A 17,188-nucleotide genomic window follows, 5' to 3' on the forward strand; every position below is an offset into this window, starting at 1 on the left:
CCCAAGTGTCCGTCGAAGACCTTCCGGGCCCGCACGGGATGTTCACCGCCGCTGTCGGCCGGAGCGCTGCCACGTTTGTCTGGGAGTCCGCTGACGGGCGCTTCTGCTCGGGTTCGGCTGCCACGGACGGCGGGTTCACCTCGATGTCGTGCCTCTCCGACCGCCGCGACGCTCCCTTCTCCGTCCGTCCTACGCTGGTTCCCCTGCTCAGTGCGTACACGTTCGCCGAGGTCCATGTGTTCGGCGCGGACCGTGAGACCGTCCGGTCTGTGACGTGCAACGGCAGACCTCTCGCGGTCCGCCGACTGCCAGGGGTCCTGGACGGTCGGCGTGCCCTCTACGCCTTCGACTTCTCGGAACCGACGGCCGGACGGGTCACCGTCACCGTCCTCCGCGGTCGTGTCACGGCCACGGAACACGTAGAGCTGATGGGCGGACACTTTCGGCACAAGGCGTCGTGCCGCTGACGCGGGGCGGGCGCGGCGGCCGGAGGTGAGCGCCTGGCGCTCCGGACGTGAGCGAGGCGCCGTCCCGTGGCCCCGAAGACGGAGCGGTAGGAGCCGATGGCTTCGACGGCGCCTTCGGTATTGCGATGCGGAATGAGCCTTGGACTGCCCTGGCAAACGGGATATGTCGCCGTGTGTGCCTCCAGTCGAGGCTGACCGGGAAGCGCCCACCACTGTGGGCCTGCCGCATCCCTCGGTGCGCGCCGTGCCGACCCTACTCGCCAGTGGCACGCTGAACGCGGCGGTCATCGGGCGCAGTGAACGGTGGACGACGTCCCCAGACGGTTATCTGCGCCGGAGATGGATGGCTGCCGCAGAGCCGTCGACATGGCGGTCCTGCGGCGCGGGCCAGTGATCGCCTGCCCACCCAGGTGCCTGTCGGCCGGTGCCATCGCTCATGACAGGCCTTCGCCGGTCAGCTGTCAGCTTCCGGCCCGTTGCCGTCCGGCGTGAGGAACAGTTCGTCCTCGTAACACCACGCCCACGTCTCGCCCCTCTCGATCGACCGAGCCAGCGCATGCCCGGACTCCCTGGCATGCGCTGCGGCGTGCTTCCTGCGGGAACTGTCGCAGCACCCCACGCGCCCGCAGGTCAGACAGGCACGCAGATGCACCCAAGCAGTGCCTTCCTCGAGGCAGCCCTCGCAGCCGGAACTCTCCGGCACCGGCCCGTACGGCTCCGCGTCCTGCGCGTGCGCACAATTGCGGCCCTGTGGCCGCCCGGCGTCGAACGCCACTTTCCACCCGGTCATGATCCTCCAGCCCCTTGGCCCAGCGCCGGACCGGCTCCCGGCACGCCAGGTCGGTCGTCGTACAGCTTGCGGCTGTCGTACAGCTTCCGCCGTGTCGGTGCGGCACGCGACTCGATCCTCGCGGGCTTCGATGCCCGTTCCGCACCCGCGGGACGACGGCTGGCGCTCGGCGCGACGCGACCCATACGCGGCGAGTGGATTCGTGATGCGTCCCGTGTGAACAAAATGATTCGTCGACACCGAACTCCGATGGCAGGAGAACCCGCCGCTGCTGTCGTCTGTTGGTGTCAGCTGCCGATCTCAGGAACCGGGGCGCTCGACGCATTCGGACTTACTGGCACGCCGGATCATCTCCACAATGTGAACCGCCTGTTGCGGGTAGGCCCATAGCCGTACAGGCACCCCAGACGATTCACACTCGATCACCAGCGCTCTGGTCGGAACCCACAGTATTTCGCGGACGGTCGCTCGGCGGGCGCGGACATAGCGCAGATCTAGCGGGAGTTCACGCAGGCGCGTCCTCGACCGGCGAGGCTTCCATTGGAACCTTCCTCCTGCGCGGACCCGGCCGAGGCTGTACCGGCGTCCCTCGTCCGGCAGGTTGGCCCCGACCTCGAAAAAGACCACTTCGCCTGCTTCGGTCTGAGTGACTGTTCGCCGCGCTCGCCGTGCCAGAAGGAGCCTCCCGATCACCCCACCGAGGAAGGCACTACAGCAGACCGAAATCATGCGCGGAGTAAAGCAGGCGGCCAACTCACCGCCAAGAGGTTCGGCGCACGTCGAGCCTGCGGTAACCCGCCACCTGCCCCAGCTCCCCCATCCCGGGTGCCGTCGACCCACACACTACGGAGCGGACGTAGTTCATAGGATCCAGGCGGAGTGCGTGCCCTCGCCGAAGACGACCTGGGCTCTGTACGCGAGAAGGGTTCTGGTTCACCTTCTAGTGGAGCGGCGTCTCCCACGCGATGCCAGAGCCCAGCCTGTCAGGAAAAAGGCCGGTGAGCGCCATCTTGGGTCTGGCAACGTGGGGCCGTATGACCTGTGTGTTCTGCCGCTTGATCACCGAAGACGCTGCTCGTTGGATATTTCGCGGGCCCGTAGCATCCGCCTTCGCTCCACTTGATCCGCTCGCACCAGGGCATTCCCTGGTGATTCCGACACTCCACTACGCGGGCATCTTCGATACGCCTGCGGAGGTCCTCGCAGAGACCATGGCGCTGGTCCAGCGTGTTTCTGGTGCGATGCGGACGGCATTGAATGCTTCGGGTGTGAACATCCTCAGTGCGAGTGGTCCCGGCTCAGAGCAATCTGTGCCTCATCTGCACTTTCATGTGGTTCCCCGGTGGGCAGACGACGGGTTCTCAACCTGGCCTACCCAGCAGTCCCGACACCAGATCGCCAGCGATCCCATCGCTGAGCTTGCCAACGCCATGGCAGTCAGTCACTCGTCATGATTGCTCCACAGAAGTTGAGCCAGACCCCGAGAAGGGGCAGCAAATGTTCACCACTTCGAGAGGCGGTCTCCGAGGCCGCAACGTTCGACTGGTTCACGAGCTGCGCAGCACCGGCTGCCGGTACTCAGCGCCGGTACGCGGTTGTCGCGATCTCGATGAAGGATCGGATCAAAGGGTTGGTGTCACCCTCGTTCCACACCGCCACCACCCGGCTCGGCGGCATGTCGACCAGCGGCACCACGGCCAGTTGCGCCGGCAGGTCGTGTCCGAGCGGGGCCAGGCCGACCGTGCCGTTCCACAGCACGGCCTGCAGGCATTCCTGGACGGCGCGCACCACCGGGCCCTCACGCGGCCTGCCACCGTTCCAGTACGACTGCCAGATGGGGTCAGTGCCCTGCGGGAACTGGAACCAGCGGCGGTCGCTCAGCTCGGCCAGCCGCAGCCCGTCGCGGCGGGCCAGCGGATCGTCGGCGCGCAAGACCACGCCGACCGGATCGGTCCGCAGCGCACGCACCGTCAGGGCCGTCTCGTCGAACGGCGCCCGAGTCAGCGCGACGTCGACCGTTCCGGCGCGCAGCCCGCAGGTCGGGTCGGTCAGATCGGTCTCGCGGATGCGGATGTCGATGCCGGGGCGGCTTCGGCGGTAGGCGGCGGCCATCCTGGCCACCCCCGGGTCCGTGCCGTCGCCCAGGATGCCGATGGTGAGGGACGCGACACCGGCCGCCGCGCTCACGCGTACCCGGACGCGGTCGGCATGATCGAGCAGGGCCCGCGCCTCGTCGAGCAGCACCGAGCCCACCGCAGTGAGCGCGACCCCCGTAGGCGAGCGGACGAAAAGCGGGGACCCGACCTCGGCCTCCAGATGCTTGATCGCCCGGCTCAGCGGCGGCTGACTCATGTGCAGTCGGGTGGCGGCCCTGCCGAAGTGGAGTTCCTCGGCGACCGCCACGAAGTAGCGCAAGGTCCGTAGCTCCACGCTGCAACGATACCCACGAGGTATTGCCGCCGCGGGATGGGTCTTGGACACCGGCAGTGCCGGGCGGTGCACTGGGGAGCATGACCGAAGAAGCGAAGAGCAGCGAGCCGCAGACCCACCCCACTGTGTCCGTGGTGGGTCCCGGCGACGGCGAGACGATCGTTCTCGGCACCACGCGCATGCGCGTTCTGGAGGACGGCAGCCACACCGGGCACCGCCTCGCGATCGCCGAGTCCGTCCTCGCCCCGCACACCCAAGGACCGCCGCAGCACCGCCACGCCCGACACGACGAGGGCTTCTACATCCTCTCCGGCACCGTGCGGTTCACCGTCGGGGACCAGGACTACGACGCCGCCTCGGGCACGCTCGTGATGGTTCCGCCCGGAACCCCGCACACCTTCGCCAACCTGACCGACCAACCCGCCGTCATGCTCAGCACATTCACCCCTGACCTGTACGTGCAGTACTTCCGAGAACTCCAGGAGGCGCTCGCCGACGGCCGGCCGCTGACGCAACAGGCCAACATCGACGCGATGAGCCGCTACGCGACCGAGCCCGCCACCGACCCCGCCTGAAGCCAGACGGCACAGCGTGTGCGCGGCCCCCCTCCCTTGGACCCGCGAGGCCGTGGCGCTGCCGCCCTTCGCCGTCGGCGGCGGCCCACGCCTCCGGCTCCCTCGGACGACGCACCGGGCCTTCGCAAGGTCCCTTCTGGTAAGCGAGCCAATCGACAGGGCCCCACGAACCAGTGGCCCATGAACGGGAACCATGAACATCGCCTATTGGATCGTCGCGGGACCGCTCGCGCTCTTCTACCTCTACGCAGGCACGCTGAAGGTGATCCGCAGCCGTGATCAACTCCGGCCGATGATGGCCTGGGTCGACCGCATACCCTTGCCTGCTCTCAGGGCGCTGGGGGCGGTCGAAATACTCGGCGCGACCGGCCTGATCCTGCCGAAGCTGACCGGCATCGCTCCCTCGTTGGCGACGGCCGCGGCCATCGGTTTCGTACTCCTGCAGACCGGCGCGATCGCCGTTCACCTGATGGGCGAAGACCGCCGGATCGCGCTCAACGCCGGACTTGTCGTTATCGCGGCCGTGACCACCTGGCTGGCCACCCGGCTGTGATCGAGCACAGCTCTCGACCGGCGTGTATGCGTCCCGGGCCGAATGCGTGGCAGACCGCTGTCGTCGGCTACCGATCGGTCAGGCGTCGGTGCCACCAGCCGGCGCCGAGCCGCAAGGGCGACAACGGGTCTGGTAGCGTCCGCCGCTCGAACTCCTCGTCAAGCTTGGCGACGTGGAACGCCCCGCCCCCGCCCCCGCCCTCACCCGCCTCGATGCGGCGATCGCCCGCCTGACCCTCCTCGGCCACACCGAGGAGGCCGAGCCGCTGATCTCCTCGGCTTGAGGACGATCCGAGGGCACGACATCGCGACGACACCTCGCTCGGCCCGGAGGAGGCGTGGGGGCGTGGAGCACTCGAGGTGCTGAAACTGATCAATCGGCCATAAAGCGGGGGTCACGGCACGGTCGGCATTCTGCTGCCGCGCCGTGACCGCGCCCCAGCGGCCTATCGCTCGATGTAGCGTCTGAAGCCTTGTGCCAGAGGCTTGAAGTGGCAGGACTTGTAGAACTCGTGGACGTACTCGTCGTCGGCTGCCAGCAACTGCACCTTGTAGCAGCCGGCCGTTTCGCCCAGATGCACAGCGGCTTCCATCAGCCGCTGTCCGATGCCCAGCCGCTGACTGGAACGGGCGACCACGACGTTCTCTACGAAGAGGATGGCCCGACCACCTCGGGTGAGGTTCGGCAGGACCAGGCAGTCCGCCGTACCGACCACAGTGCCGTCAACCTCGGCGACCAGAACGGTACGTCCCTGCTGACTGGTGATTCCCGCCCAAATGTCATCGGCTGACTCCTGGGGCAGGGACGCATCATCGGGGTTCAACTCGCTGTAGAGGGCAAGGAGCGCCGAGAGGTCCTTCTCGACTGCTGATCGCACGGTGATCTTCATGCCCCGAAGCCTAGAACGGGTGGGCGGTGCGGAAGAGTGCGAGAGCGCTGGCCGTCGGCGCACGTCCTGTGCCAGGAGCCCTCGATACGGCCGCAGGGCGCCGACTGGGTCGGTGACCACGTCACTGGAGCCGCCGCGGGGCTGATTGGCCTCGTCCTCATCTGCGTCGCAGTCGATGGCGATGTCCTCAGGCGCGCGTGCGTGTGCGTGTCGGTCCGCCTTCGCAATCGACTGGCAGAGCCGGTGGTCGCCGGCTGTGATCGCGCGGTCCTTGTCCGCTGATGCGGGCGGGGCGGGCGCGGTGTACAGAGGAGACATGGCGCAGCGATCTGCAGGGCTTCGTCGGCCGGAGCGCGCGAGCCGGGCGCTGGTCGCCATTCCCGTCGCGTGGATCGTCGCCGTGTCCGTGATCGACATTCTCGCGCCGCCCGACATCCATCTGGGGCCGCTGCTCGTCGCGGCCCCGGCGATCACCCCGTCGTTCGGTGGTCCCCGGACGGTGGGGCTGATGGCGGCACTGGCGGTGATCGCGCAGACGGTCATCGGGCTGGTGCGCGATCCCGACACGCTGCTCTCGTCCAACCACCAGGCACAGATCATCGCCCTGATCCTGGTGGGAATCTGCCTCGTCGTCTTCTGCGTGGTGCGGGACCGCCGGGCGAAAGAGCTGGAACAGGTGCGGTACGTGTCCGAGACCGCCCAGCGTGTGGTCCTGCCTTCGCTGCCCAGGCGGCTCGGACCGCTGCGGGCCGCCTCTCTCTATCTCGCCGCGGAGGCCGAGGCGCAGATCGGCGGGGATCTGTTCGCGGCGGCACGTACGACCTCCGGTACGCGGCTGATGATCGGCGATGTGCGGGGGAAAGGGCTGACCGCGGTCAATGACGCGGCCCTGCTGCTCGGCGCGTTTCGCGGCGCGGCCCACCGCCAGGCGAGCCTGGGGGAGCTGGTGTCCTACCTCGACCGGAGCGTGTGCTGGGACCTGATGGAGCCGGGCGACGCGAGTCGCTACGGAGAAACCTTCATCACCGCCACCGTCCTTGACATCCCCGACCGCGGGGGCCGGGTTCAGATGATCTCCTGCGGTCACCCGCCGCCGATCGTCCTGCGCGACGGCCGGCCGACGACCATGGACGCCCGTAATCCCGCACCCCCCTTGGGCCTCGGAGAACTGTTGCATCCGCGCTACCGCGTCGACAGCTTTTCGTTCGAGCCGGGAGACCTGCTGCTGCTGTACACGGACGGCGTCACCGAGGCCCGCGACTCGACCGGCACCTTCTACCCGCTCGCCGAGCGCATCGACGGCTGGGCCGAGAAGAGTCCCGACGCCTTCCTCGACCGCCTCCGGCGCGACCTGCTGCGCCACGTGGGCGGACACCTGGACGACGACGCCGCCATGATCGCCATCGAACGCCCTGGCGAGTCCCCCGCCTGATCACTCGGTGCCTTCGACTCACGGCTGCATGGATCCGGAACCGGAGGCCGGGGATCTGGAGCTTGAGGCCGGACAAGAGGCCGTCGAAGTTGACCCTGAGCCCACGTCGCCAGGCGTCGAGCGGCATGCCGGCGGTGGGGGAGGAAGATGCAGGTCACGTCGGCGTTGTCGACCGCGTGGTGGAGCGTGCCGCTGCGCTGGTGCACTCCGGGTGGTTCCGAGGCGTGAGTGGTCGGGCAAAGCCTGGTCGATCACGGGCCGAGCGGACTCCAGTCGAACCAGCCTCGGGAGGTGTTGTAGACGTTCGTGGGTTCGTCGCAGGTCTGTGACGTCGAAATCTGCGAGGCGACGGCATCCGCGCGCGCCGCATAACCGTCCGCCAGAACCACCAAGATCAGAACCGCGGCCAGCGTGAGTACAGGAAGAACCCGTGGGCGGCGTATACGCGAGACGACCAGTGCTGTCACGGACACCACGAGGCCTGCGAGCAGGAGCCAACGGTTCACGTCTGCTTCTTGGCCGAGTTTCTCGGACAGTTCGACAACGTCATCGCAGAGTATGTACGTCTTCGGCCCGTCGAGCAGTGACAGGCAACGTTCCAGTGCCGCGGCCAGCACGATGAACATCGCGAGCACTGGCAGCAAGCTGGGCTCTTTGTCCGCTTCGGCCACCGGCGTGCTCTGACTTCCAACCCCCATGGTGCCCTCCCCTTCGCCCGCGCAGAGTACAACTCGGCTGACGGACAGAGGCTCTTGGGCTGGTGGTGCCCGTAGGGACGGACATCGGGGTAAGCCTTGGCGGTCCCAGTGACGTCGATCGTGGTGTGAGGCTCGGGCCTCCGCGACGCGGTGGAGTTGCGGCACCTCCACCCCACCGAAGGCCTTCGTCATTCATCAAGTCCCACGCGTCACCAATGCTCATGCTCCATACACCTAGTGTCGGATCAGCGGCCCGGGAAGGGACCCCTCCCGCGCTGCCCGAGTTTCTGCATCGTCTGGCCCGCCTTCGGCCCGCCGACCGCCTCGTCCCGCCACTTCCCTGCCCATACTCCATGCGGGTGGTGTGGGCTCCGGGGCGTCACCGTCGAAGAGGGACGGCGTCAGGGGGGACGTCATGGCTCGGGCCGGACCGTCGGCCTCTGACCTGCGAAAATGAGCAGACTTCTACTCGAGATGCTGGAGAAGGTATGTGCAACTAACGTGAAATGTGAGAGTCGCAACCGGGGCAGGCCCTGGGCGGCAAAGTTCCGGACGGACCGGAACCGATGAGCGGCGAGGCATGCTCCCGCTCTGAGCTGTGACCTCTGCAAACCGCACCGTATGCCATGCATGCGATGTGGCCACTCGCCTTCGATCTTCGGTGGCGGAAGGAAAGGTAGAGACTCATGCGAGCACCTCACATCAAGCGCTCCCTCACCGTAGCCGCTGCCGGCATGATGCTGGCCGGTGGCGCCGCAGTTGGTGCCGCAGGCACGGCTGCAGCCGCTCCTGCCCACGCGCCCTTCGTGGCCAGCCACGTGAACAACGGGTGCGGCTGGTGGGATGACTGCGACTGGTACGGCTACGGCTACAACAACGGGTACTACGGCTACAACAACGGCTACTACGGCGGCTACGACAACGGGTACTACGGCTACAACAACGGCTACGGCGGCGTAGCCATTGTCGTGGTGGGCGGAGTCGGCGGCTACGGCTACTGAGCCGGCCCGGGGAGAGACGAACTAGCGCCGCATCAGACAACGTTCGCCCCGTGCCCCGTCAGAAATTCGTCGAAATAGTGTGTCGGGCGCGGCCGCTCGCAGTCCTTCGGGCTGCGAGCGGATCCGCGTCGGCTCTCACGGGCTGAAGTGGGAAAGGCGCGGGCGTACCAGCAACCACCCCCGGCTCTTGGGAAGGGCGCAAGCTGGGGGAGTGGAGGGGTGACACCTGGCCATCGATGAGGCGTGGCGAGCTGTACATATGGCGTCGAGACCCGCCGGCGGCTGCGTCGTTCCAGCCCAGAACGGCCGCCGAGTCCGTCGAGTGCTGAGAGAAAAGGTCCCTCATGCCGCAATCCATGCGCGCGCTCGTGGCCGGAGAGGTCGGCGAGCCGAACGATGTCCTTAGGCTGGAATCCCGGCCCGTCCCCACTCCGGAAACCGGCCAGGCGCTGATCCGTGTGAAGGCGACTCCGATTCACGCCAGCGATCTGCACGTGTTGCGTGGTCGCTACGGTTTCTCCCCCGGGTTTCCCACTGTCGGGGGTCACATGGAGTGCGTGGGCCGTATCGAGGCCCTGGGTCCGGGTACGGAGGGACTGGAGATCGGCGAGCGGGTGGTGGTCGTCGCTGTGCCGGCGGTACCCGGGCCGCGGGTGTCCGGCACCTGGCAGGAATTCCTCGTTGCCGATTCACAGAGGCTTCTGCCGGTCCCTGATCGTCTGAGCGACTCCAGCGCCTGTCAGCTCGCTGTCAACCCGTTCACTGCGCTGCTCCTGGTGACTCGTGAACTCGGCGTACAGCCCGGGGAGTGGCTGTTGCAGACGGCGGCGGGCTCTACCGTCGGCCGTCTTGTCATTCAGCTGGCCAGGCATCTGGGTATGCGCACGATCAATGTGGTGCGGCGGCGCGCTGCTGTGGAGGAGATCAAGGCGTTCGGCGGGGACGAGGTCATTTGCACCGAGGACGAGGACCTGGTGCAGCGTGTGACGGAGATTGCGGGACCGGCCGGCGTGCGCAAAGCCATCGACTGTGTCGCGGGACCCGTAGGTGCCCAGGTGTCTCAGGCATTGGCCCCGGGAGGAGTGGTCGTGGTCTACGGCGCGCTCTCCACCCATCGGCAGACCGACCCGGCGGCACTGACGATTCCGCTGTCCGCACGCTCGGTCATCTACGAGACCAAAGTGGTCCGCGGCTTCTGGCTGAACCGCTGGTTCGGCACTGCTTCACCTGCGGATGCGCTGCGCGCGCTGTCCGAGGTTCGCAGTCTCGTCGTTGATGAGGCGCTGAGCATTCCCCAAGGCCGGCCGTTCCCGTTCGAACGTTTCGCTGAAGCCATCGCGTTCGCCGAAGCACCCGCTCATGGCGCCAAACCGCTTCTCGTCTTCGAAGAGGGCCGGGGCCAAGGCGACCAGGAGGACGGGCGTTGATCAGTCCGTGCGGCGCAGACGCAGCTGGGCCTCGATCGCCCAGGCTGCTTCCTTCAACGCAGCCTCGAGCGCGTGCAGTTGGGGTCCGGTCCCGGCGGTAGGTAGGCAGCGTGACGTTCCCATAGGCGAGGTCGCGACCGGCAGGCAGGACGCAGCCGGGCCTGATGTCGCTGCCGCACGGGGGATGCGTCGCCCCTACCGCGTGACCGTCACCGCCTCCGTCACCCTCTTGGCGGGTGGATCGGGAGCACTCTCCTGACCTTCAACGAGCACGCCAGTTCGCCGGCGACCGGCGTCATCAACTCGCCTGCCGTTGAGCTAGTCCGTCGCCTCCTCAGCCGGCGCGGCTGCCGTCTGCGACATCGTCGGGGACACGCTGAACAGCGCATGCACGGCAGCGCGGACCTGGTCGGCGACCACCTCCGGGGTGGAGGTGTCGAGCTTGCCGTCGAGGTGCAGGAACGCCAGGCCGTGGACGAGAGCCCACACCGTGGTCGGCAGCGCGCCCGCGTCGTCCGAGCCGGGGAACGCGTCGCGGACGATCCCGTGCACGTACTCCGAGATGACGGCGGTCGCGGCGACCCGTTCCTCGCTGGTCGGATCGCAGGGCTCGGCGAACATCGCCCGGAACATGGCCGGGTGATCGAGCGCGAACTGCACGTAGACAACCGCGACCGCGGCCAGATCATCGGGCGTGGAGGGGGCGGGGTGCGCCGCGGCCAGCTGTCCGGCGAGCTCTCGGTAACCCTCCGCGGCGACCGCGGACACGAGCGCGTCGCGGTCCGCGAAGTGGCGGTAGGGGGCCGTGGCCGACACTCCGGCCCGCCGGGCGACCGCACGCAGGGACAGCCCCGCGCTGCCGTCCTCCTCGAGCAGCTCCCGCGCGGCACGCAGGCAGGCGGCGCGCAGATCGCCGTGGTGATACGTGCTGGACTGCGGCACAGGTCACACTCTCTCATGTTTGCGGTGCTTACATCTTGCTCTAATGTGAGTGGTGCACACATCGTAGGCGATTGACATGGAAGAGGGAAACGGCATGACCAGCGAGCTGTTCTCGCCACTGCCCCTGCCCTCCGGGCAGGTACTGGGCAACCGGATCGCGAAGGCGGCCATGGAGGAGAACATGGCCGGTGACGGCCAGCTCCCCGATGACCGACTGTTCACGCTCTACCGGCGTTGGGCCGCCGGCGGCACCGGACTGCTGATCACCGGCAACGTCATGGTGCACGCCGAGGCGCTGACCGGCCCCGGCGGCGTCGTGCTCGACGAGCACGCACCGCTCAAGCCGTTCGCCGACTGGGCCAAGGCCGGCAAGTCCGGCGGCGGCGCGATCTGGATGCAGATCAACCACCCCGGCCGCCAAGTGGCATCCGACATGCCCGGCGTCGTGTGGGGCCCGTCCGACGTCGCTGTCTCCCTGGGCAAGCACAGCAGCCGCTTCGGCCGCCCCACCGCCATGACCCAGAAGCAGATCGAAGACACCGTCACCCGCTACGCCGTCACGGCCCACCGCGCCGAGCAGGCCGGGTTCGACGGAGTCGAGATCCACGCCGCGCACGGCTACCTGCTGTCGCAGTTCCTCTCCCCCCTGGTCAACAAGCGCACGGACCAGTGGGGCGGATCGCTGGAGAACCGGGCCCGCATGCTGCTGGACATCGTCCGCGCCGTCCGTGCCACCGTCTCCCCGGCCTTCGCCGTCGCGGTGAAGCTCAACTCCGCCGACTTCCAGCGCGGCGGCTTCGACGCCGACGACGCACGGCAGGTCATCGAGATGCTCGCACCGCTCGGTGTCGACCTGGTCGAGCTGTCGGGCGGCAGCTACGAGAGCCCGGCGATGACCGGCCGCCCCGCCGACGACCGGACCCAGGCCCGAGAGGCCTACTTCCTCGACCTGGCCAAGGACCTGGTCAAGACGAGCCCGCTGCCGCTGATGCTCACAGGCGGCATCACCCGGCGGAGCACCGCGGAGCGAGTCCTCGACAGCGGCGTCGCGGTCATCGGGATGGGCACCGCCCTCGCCGTCACCCCGGATCTGCCCGACCTGTGGAGGAACCGCCGCGAGGCCGACCGCCAGATGGAGCCGGTGACCTGGTCCGACAAGGCCCTCGCCTCGGCCGCCAGCATGGCGAAGGTCCGCCACCAGATGCGCCGCCTCGCCCGCGGCAGCAGCCCCAGGCCCGGCACACACCCGGCCGTCGCCCTGATCTCTGAGCAACGAAAGCAGCGGCGGGCGCTGCGCAGCTACCGCGCCTGGCTGTCCAAGACGCAGAGCGCCGCCGCGCAGTGAATCAGCCCGCGTAGCGCTGTCAGGTGATGGTGCCTGGTGTTCCCGGCTCGTTGGGGACACCAGGCACCAGCGCGTGCGGTCACTGGCTTCCGACTCCGGTGATGCCGGCGGAAGGGTGATGTGTGGAACGGGAGTGATGTGCCGGAGGCCGCGGCAGCAGCGTGGGCGCCGCGCAGAAGCCGGCTCCATGCGAGGGCTCACGACACTGCATGACGCGAGGATCGCGACCGCGCTGGTGCCGGACCTGAGCGGCCGAGGGTCATGCCCAGGCCGACTCGAAGATCACCCGCGGGGTACTTGCGCAGCGTCGAGTTCGGCCAGCTCCGCTTCGGAGAGTTTCAGGTCGGCCGCTGCGGCCGAGTCGCGAATGGTCGCCGGACGCGTCGACCCGGGGATGGGGACGACGACAGGAGAGATGGCCAACTCCCATGCCATGCACACCTGTTGTGGACTCACCCCGTGCTCCGCGGCGACCCGTGCGAAGGCGGCGTCCGGCGAACCCAGGTCCGCCGCACGCGAGATGCCGCCCAGGGGACTGTAGGGCAGGAAGGCAATCCCCAGCTCGGCACACAGCCGCAACTGCGGCTCACCGTCGCGGACAGCCGGCGAGAAGTTGTTCTGCACGGACACCAGTCGCTCGCCGAGGATCCCATGGGCTTCGCGTAGTTGGTCGGAGCTCACATTCGAGATGCCGACCGCACGGATCTTGCCCGAATCGTACAAGTCGCGCAGGCAAGGGTTCGTCCGATCTTCTTAGGTTTGGGATGGTCCGGGCTTTGGCGGTGGAGGTTGTAGAGGGTGCGCCAGGCGATTTCCAGCCGCTCGCAGTCACCGCTGGTTGTCCATTCGTTGGTCTGTTCCATGATGCGTAGTGCATAGTCAATGACTGGCTGGTGAGGGGGTGTTCAGGGTGAAGAAGTTCCAGGCGCAGCCGGGTTTTGTGGTGCAGGCGTTCCGTTTCGCCCTGGACCCGAGTGTGATTCAGGAGTCTGCGCTGCGGTCGCACTGCGGGGCTGCTCGGGCTGCGTACAACTGGGCTGTCGGCTGGGTGACGGCCTCGTGGTGGCAGCGGAAGGCGGAAGCCTCGTACGGGGTCACCGAGGAGGGGCTGACGCCGTGGCGGCCGTGGTCGCTGCCCGCGCTGCGTAGGGAGTTCAACCAGGTCAAGCGCACCGATCCGCGCTATGCCGACTGGTGGCACGAGAACTCCAAGGAGGCGTACAGCACCGGTCTGGCCAACGCGGCTGCCGCGTTCGACAACTACGCGAAGTCGAAGAACGGCCGCCGCAGGGGCGCCCGCATGGGTACGCCACGTTTCAAGTCCAAGCGCAAGGCCCGTCTTGCGTGCCGGTTCACCACCGGTAGCATCCGCGTGGCCGACGACCGGCACGTGACGCTGCCGGTGCTCGGAACCATCCGCACCCATGAGTCCACCGTCAAGCTTCTGGCCCGCGTGCAGGCCCAAAGGGCACGCATCCTGTCCGCGACGGTGCGGCATGAGCGGGGCCGCTGGTTCGTGTCCTTCCAGACCGAGGTCAAGCGGGAGATCACCCGCGTGGCCCGTCCTGATGTCGCAGTCGGTATCGACCTCGGAGTGAAGGTGCTTGCGGTGATGGCCGACAGTGCCGGGCAGATCCGGTACGTCGACAACCCCAAGCACTACGAGGGCGAACACAAGCGGCTGCGGCGTCTGTCCCGTCGCGTGTCGCGCCGCCAGGGGCCGGCCGTGCACGACCTGGCCACCGGCCAGACCGTCCGCCGGCAACCGTCGAAACGATGGGTCAAGGCGAACGCCGAACGCAACCGCGTGCACCACCGCGTGGCGAACCTCCGCGAAGACGCCCTGCACAAGCTCACCACCGCCGTGCGTGCCGAGTACGGCACCGTCGTGGTCGAAGACCTCAACGTCGCCGGCATGCTTCGCAACCGCCGTCTGGCACGGAAGATCGCCTATGCCGGATTCGCAGAGATCCGCCGTCAGCTCACCTACAAAGGCCAGCGCAACGCCTGCCCCACGGTCGTCGCCTCGCGCTGGTACCCGTCCTCGAAAACCTGCTCGTCGTGCAAGACAGTGAAAGCCAAACTGCCCCTGCGCGTCCGAGTGTTCTCCTGCGACGCGTGCCGCCTGGTCATCGACCGGGACGAGAACGCCGCCCGCAACCTCGCCGACCTCGCATCGGCCGGCACAACCGGTACCGGAGTGGCCGGAGACCGGGGCACGCCCAGCGTGCCGAAACCGCGTGGAGCCGACCAGAAGACCCGCGCCAGCCGGGCCAGCCGCAAGGCTGACCCGGTGCGGGCAGGTGGTGCAAGACCGCCCCACAGGCGGAAGGAACCGCGAGACCTTCAACAGGACACCACTGCCCAGCTCGGGCTGTGGTGACACCGTTAAGGACCATCCGTGCGTAAACGCGCGGATTGCTGAGATCTGACTACGACCTCAGCAACGGTAGATCGAGACGACGGGCCGCCCGTTCAAAGTTCTCGTCGTCGTACAGCGTCATGTCGGGGGTGACATCGGCGAGGATCGTCGGCTCGTAGAACATCGGACCGAGGTCCGGACGTGCCTTTCCGCCGGCGAGGATCCTCGCTCCCTTGGCGATGGCGTCGTCGACATGGGTGGTGACGGTGTTCGGTTGAGACGGGGTGGTGAGGGAGCCGACGTCGATGCTGTAGGCGAAGACGGCACCGATCTTGAGCTGTTCGGCGCGGGCGCCGAACCGGTCCCGGAAGGACTCGGCCACGTACAACCGCGCGATGGAAACGCAGAGTTGACCGGCCGAGGGGAAGCAGGCGTTGACCGCCCCCTCGGCGGTCGTGTCGATGTCGGCGTCGAGGACGATCATTGCGTTCTTGCTGCCGAGTTCGAGGGACGCGCCTATGAGGCGCCGGCTGGCTTCGCTGGCGATCTTGCGTCGGCTGGCGGTGGAGTCGGTGAACATCATGAAGTCGGCGTTGTCCATCAGGGTGCCGCCGATGGAGCTGCCTCGCCCGATCACCATCTGCCACACTCCGATCGGCAGTCCGGCCTCGTGCATGAGGTTGAGGGCCCGCAGGGCGCTGAGTGCGGTTTGGGTGTCGGGCTTTTGGACGACGGCGTTGCCGGCAGCCATGCTCAGGGGGTAGTTCCACGGGGAGACGATGGCGACGACGCCCTCGGGGTGGTGCATTTCGGTGGTGTGGGTGAGCACTGGGATCGCGCCACGCAGGCGCTTGGCTCCAGGTACTTGGCGGCGTTGCGTGCGTAGTAGCGGGAGGTGATCGCAATGTCGGTGACTTCGAGGAACGCGTCGCGGCGGGTCTTGCCGTTCTCCGCCTGCATGAGATCCAGGATCTCGTCCTGGGGCGAGTGCCAGGTCGTGGAAGCGCAGCAGGATCTTCTTGCGCCGGCTCAATGTGTGCACCGTCAACACTGTGGTGTGGTGCAATTCCGCAGACGCCTCGGCGAGCCTGCCGCGCCGTGCGGCACCCGGTAATGCCGAGGGAGCCGTGCGGCACCCCGATAGTGCCGAGGGAACAGAACCGGGCCTGGCCGTGCCACGGTCGCTTCGGCGGGCCCGGTACGCGCATTCCTGTGCGCGCTGGTTGGTGGTGCTAGCTGTCGTGCAGTGCCGTCCGCAGCGCGTCGACGGCGAGCGTGCGGGCGACGTTGGCGGCACGGGTGTCGCGCAGGCTGTCCAGGAGGAGGAAGTCATGGACCATGGCCGCGACGCGGACGGCGGTGACATCCACACCGGCCTCGCGGAGCTTGTTGGCGTACTGCTCGCCCTCGTCACGCAGGACATCGGCCTCGTCGGTGATGACCAGAGTGGTGGGCAGCCCCTTCAGCTGGTCGAGGCTCGCCCGCAGCGGCGAGGCGTGGTGCTCGGCGCGCTGGGCGGGGTCGGTGGTGTAGGCGTCCCAGAACCACTTCATGGCGTCGCGGGTGAGGTAGTAGCCCTCCGCGAACTGCAGGTAGGAAGCGGTGTCGAAGTCCGCGTTCGCCACCGGGTAGAGCAGGACCTGAGCCTTGAGGTCGATCCCGCCGCGCTCCTTGTTCATCAGCGCGAACACCGCCGACATGCAGCCACCGACCGACTCACCGGCGACGGCGACGCGCGAGGTGTCCAGGCCGTGCTCGGCGCCGTGCTCCATGACCCACTGGCCCACCGCATAGTTCTGCTCGACCTGGGTGGGGTACTTCGCCTCCGGGGCCCGGTCGTAGACCGGGAACACGCCCGCGGCGCCCGCGCCGACCGCCAGCTCACGGAAGAGGCGGTCGTGGGTCTTGTCGTCGCCGAAGACCCAGCCCGCCCCGTGGATGTAGAACACCACCGGCAGTGGCCCAGTGGATCCCTTGGGCCGGATGATGCGGGTACGCACCGTGCCCCACTTGCCGGCGTCCACATCGACCCACTCCTCGTCGACCTCCGGTCGGGGAACGCTCGGGTCGCTCTGCAGGCCGAGGAGGATGTCACGGCCCTTCTCCGGAGGGACTTCGTAGATCCGTGGATGCGGATCGGTCGCCTCGCACAACTCCTTCGCGGCGGGCTCAAGGTAGGGGGTGAGCGGCGGGGGAAGCTCGGTCATGTCCACTCCCGTGTCACGAGCACACAGATGTGCCCTGTTCCCGCAGCCGGACCGGCCGCGGCTGTGGCCC

Annotated in this window: 15 protein-coding genes and 2 pseudogenes; 9 read left to right on the forward strand and 8 right to left on the reverse strand. The window is 67.9% G+C overall.

The window, feature by feature from the left end:
• The first annotated feature begins 5 nt into the window (after positions 1 to 5).
• Positions 6 to 467: a hypothetical protein gene (locus ACFC96_RS36925; RefSeq protein ID WP_376616506.1), complete on the forward strand. Its 462-nt coding sequence runs from the start codon at positions 6 to 8 to the stop codon at positions 465 to 467.
• A 454-nt stretch (positions 468 to 921) separates the two neighbouring features.
• On the opposite strand, the gene ACFC96_RS36930 is transcribed toward ACFC96_RS36925, so the two are convergent.
• Entirely contained in the window at positions 922 to 1,257 is a 336-nt protein-coding gene (locus ACFC96_RS36930) for a UBP-type zinc finger domain-containing protein (RefSeq protein ID WP_376224960.1), read from the reverse strand.
• 1,034 nt (positions 1,258 to 2,291) lie between these two features.
• Between ACFC96_RS36930 and ACFC96_RS36935 the strand changes: the two genes are divergently transcribed.
• Positions 2,292 to 2,711 (forward strand): HIT family protein, encoded by a 420-nt coding sequence (locus ACFC96_RS36935; protein ID WP_376616686.1) that lies wholly within the window; start codon positions 2,292 to 2,294, stop codon positions 2,709 to 2,711.
• Between the two features lie 124 nt (positions 2,712 to 2,835).
• On the opposite strand, the gene ACFC96_RS36940 is transcribed toward ACFC96_RS36935, so the two are convergent.
• Positions 2,836 to 3,687 carry a LysR family transcriptional regulator gene (locus tag ACFC96_RS36940; RefSeq protein WP_376616508.1) on the reverse strand — a complete coding sequence of 284 codons (852 nt, stop codon included), beginning with the start codon at positions 3,685 to 3,687 and terminating at the stop codon, positions 2,836 to 2,838.
• Positions 3,688 to 3,767: 80 nt separating this feature from the next.
• Between ACFC96_RS36940 and ACFC96_RS36945 the strand changes: the two genes are divergently transcribed.
• Positions 3,768 to 4,262, forward strand: coding sequence for a cupin domain-containing protein (locus tag ACFC96_RS36945; RefSeq protein WP_376616510.1), 495 nt, complete (start codon positions 3,768 to 3,770; stop codon positions 4,260 to 4,262).
• A gap of 193 nt (positions 4,263 to 4,455) precedes the next feature.
• Positions 4,456 to 4,815: a DoxX family protein gene (locus ACFC96_RS36950; RefSeq protein ID WP_376616512.1), complete on the forward strand. Its 360-nt coding sequence runs from the start codon at positions 4,456 to 4,458 to the stop codon at positions 4,813 to 4,815.
• A 445-nt stretch (positions 4,816 to 5,260) separates the two neighbouring features.
• On the opposite strand, the gene ACFC96_RS36955 is transcribed toward ACFC96_RS36950, so the two are convergent.
• Complete coding sequence (locus ACFC96_RS36955; protein ID WP_376616514.1) at positions 5,261 to 5,704, reverse strand: GNAT family N-acetyltransferase; 444 nt, start codon at positions 5,702 to 5,704, stop codon at positions 5,261 to 5,263.
• Between the two features lie 316 nt (positions 5,705 to 6,020).
• On the opposite strand from ACFC96_RS36955, the gene ACFC96_RS36960 reads away from it, so the two are divergent.
• Entirely contained in the window at positions 6,021 to 7,136 is a 1,116-nt protein-coding gene (locus ACFC96_RS36960; protein WP_376261838.1) for a PP2C family protein-serine/threonine phosphatase, read from the forward strand.
• 251 nt (positions 7,137 to 7,387) lie between these two features.
• Here the strand turns inward: ACFC96_RS36960 and ACFC96_RS36965 are convergent, their stop codons facing one another.
• Entirely contained in the window at positions 7,388 to 7,834 is a 447-nt protein-coding gene (locus ACFC96_RS36965; protein ID WP_340457376.1) for a hypothetical protein, read from the reverse strand.
• A 686-nt stretch (positions 7,835 to 8,520) separates the two neighbouring features.
• On the opposite strand from ACFC96_RS36965, the gene ACFC96_RS36970 reads away from it, so the two are divergent.
• Both ACFC96_RS36970 and ACFC96_RS36975 read left to right on the forward strand, forming a co-directional pair.
• Entirely contained in the window at positions 8,521 to 8,835 is a 315-nt protein-coding gene (locus tag ACFC96_RS36970) for a hypothetical protein (RefSeq protein ID WP_376616516.1), read from the forward strand.
• 344 nt (positions 8,836 to 9,179) lie between these two features.
• Positions 9,180 to 10,262 (forward strand): zinc-dependent alcohol dehydrogenase family protein, encoded by a 1,083-nt coding sequence (locus tag ACFC96_RS36975; RefSeq protein WP_376616518.1) that lies wholly within the window; start codon positions 9,180 to 9,182, stop codon positions 10,260 to 10,262.
• 318 nt (positions 10,263 to 10,580) lie between these two features.
• Here the strand turns inward: ACFC96_RS36975 and ACFC96_RS36980 are convergent, their stop codons facing one another.
• On the reverse strand, positions 10,581 to 11,204 hold the full coding sequence (locus tag ACFC96_RS36980; RefSeq protein ID WP_376616520.1) for a TetR/AcrR family transcriptional regulator: 624 nt from the start codon (positions 11,202 to 11,204) through the stop codon (positions 10,581 to 10,583).
• A gap of 94 nt (positions 11,205 to 11,298) precedes the next feature.
• Between ACFC96_RS36980 and ACFC96_RS36985 the strand changes: the two genes are divergently transcribed.
• On the forward strand, positions 11,299 to 12,549 hold the full coding sequence (locus ACFC96_RS36985; protein ID WP_376616522.1) for an NADH:flavin oxidoreductase/NADH oxidase family protein: 1,251 nt from the start codon (positions 11,299 to 11,301) through the stop codon (positions 12,547 to 12,549).
• Positions 12,550 to 12,831: 282 nt separating this feature from the next.
• Here the strand turns inward: ACFC96_RS36985 and ACFC96_RS36990 are convergent.
• A pseudogene (locus tag ACFC96_RS36990) lies at positions 12,832 to 13,394 on the reverse strand (aldo/keto reductase); the annotation flags it as partial.
• A gap of 65 nt (positions 13,395 to 13,459) precedes the next feature.
• On the opposite strand from ACFC96_RS36990, the gene tnpB reads away from it, so the two are divergent.
• Positions 13,460 to 14,932, forward strand: a complete 1,473-nt coding sequence (tnpB, locus tag ACFC96_RS36995; RefSeq protein ID WP_376616524.1) for an IS607 family element RNA-guided endonuclease TnpB — start codon at positions 13,460 to 13,462, stop codon at positions 14,930 to 14,932.
• 94 nt (positions 14,933 to 15,026) lie between these two features.
• Here tnpB and ACFC96_RS37000 read toward each other — a convergent pair.
• Both ACFC96_RS37000 and ACFC96_RS37005 read right to left on the reverse strand, forming a co-directional pair.
• Positions 15,027 to 15,938 (reverse strand): annotated as a pseudogene (locus ACFC96_RS37000) (aldehyde dehydrogenase family protein); the annotation flags it as partial.
• A gap of 205 nt (positions 15,939 to 16,143) precedes the next feature.
• The gene (locus ACFC96_RS37005) at positions 16,144 to 17,118 is read right to left on the reverse strand and encodes an alpha/beta hydrolase (RefSeq protein WP_376261862.1); all 975 of its coding nucleotides are present in this window, start codon (positions 17,116 to 17,118) and stop codon (positions 16,144 to 16,146) included.
• Between the last annotated feature and the right edge of the window lie 70 nt (positions 17,119 to 17,188).

It is taken from the genome of Streptomyces sp. NPDC055955, from assembly GCF_042270245.1.
In the GTDB taxonomy this organism is placed as follows: domain Bacteria; phylum Actinomycetota; class Actinomycetes; order Streptomycetales; family Streptomycetaceae; genus Streptomyces.

What these genes read in the sequence shown, in the direction of transcription:
- ACFC96_RS36930 (WP_376224960.1), bottom strand. Translation starts at nt 1,257, where the DNA reads ATGACCGGGTGGAAAGTGGCGTTCGACGCCGGGCGGCCACAGGGCCGC.
- ACFC96_RS36935 (WP_376616686.1), top strand. Translation starts at nt 2,292, where the DNA reads ATGACCTGTGTGTTCTGCCGCTTGATCACCGAAGACGCTGCTCGTTGG.
- ACFC96_RS36945 (WP_376616510.1), top strand. Translation starts at nt 3,768, where the DNA reads ATGACCGAAGAAGCGAAGAGCAGCGAGCCGCAGACCCACCCCACTGTG.
- ACFC96_RS36950 (WP_376616512.1), top strand. Translation starts at nt 4,456, where the DNA reads ATGAACATCGCCTATTGGATCGTCGCGGGACCGCTCGCGCTCTTCTAC.
- ACFC96_RS36955 (WP_376616514.1), bottom strand. Translation starts at nt 5,704, where the DNA reads ATGAAGATCACCGTGCGATCAGCAGTCGAGAAGGACCTCTCGGCGCTC.
- ACFC96_RS36960 (WP_376261838.1), top strand. Translation starts at nt 6,021, where the DNA reads ATGGCGCAGCGATCTGCAGGGCTTCGTCGGCCGGAGCGCGCGAGCCGG.
- ACFC96_RS36965 (WP_340457376.1), bottom strand. Translation starts at nt 7,834, where the DNA reads ATGGGGGTTGGAAGTCAGAGCACGCCGGTGGCCGAAGCGGACAAAGAG.
- ACFC96_RS36970 (WP_376616516.1), top strand. Translation starts at nt 8,521, where the DNA reads ATGCGAGCACCTCACATCAAGCGCTCCCTCACCGTAGCCGCTGCCGGC.
- ACFC96_RS36975 (WP_376616518.1), top strand. Translation starts at nt 9,180, where the DNA reads ATGCCGCAATCCATGCGCGCGCTCGTGGCCGGAGAGGTCGGCGAGCCG.
- ACFC96_RS36985 (WP_376616522.1), top strand. Translation starts at nt 11,299, where the DNA reads ATGACCAGCGAGCTGTTCTCGCCACTGCCCCTGCCCTCCGGGCAGGTA.
- ACFC96_RS37005 (WP_376261862.1), bottom strand. Translation starts at nt 17,118, where the DNA reads ATGACCGAGCTTCCCCCGCCGCTCACCCCCTACCTTGAGCCCGCCGCG.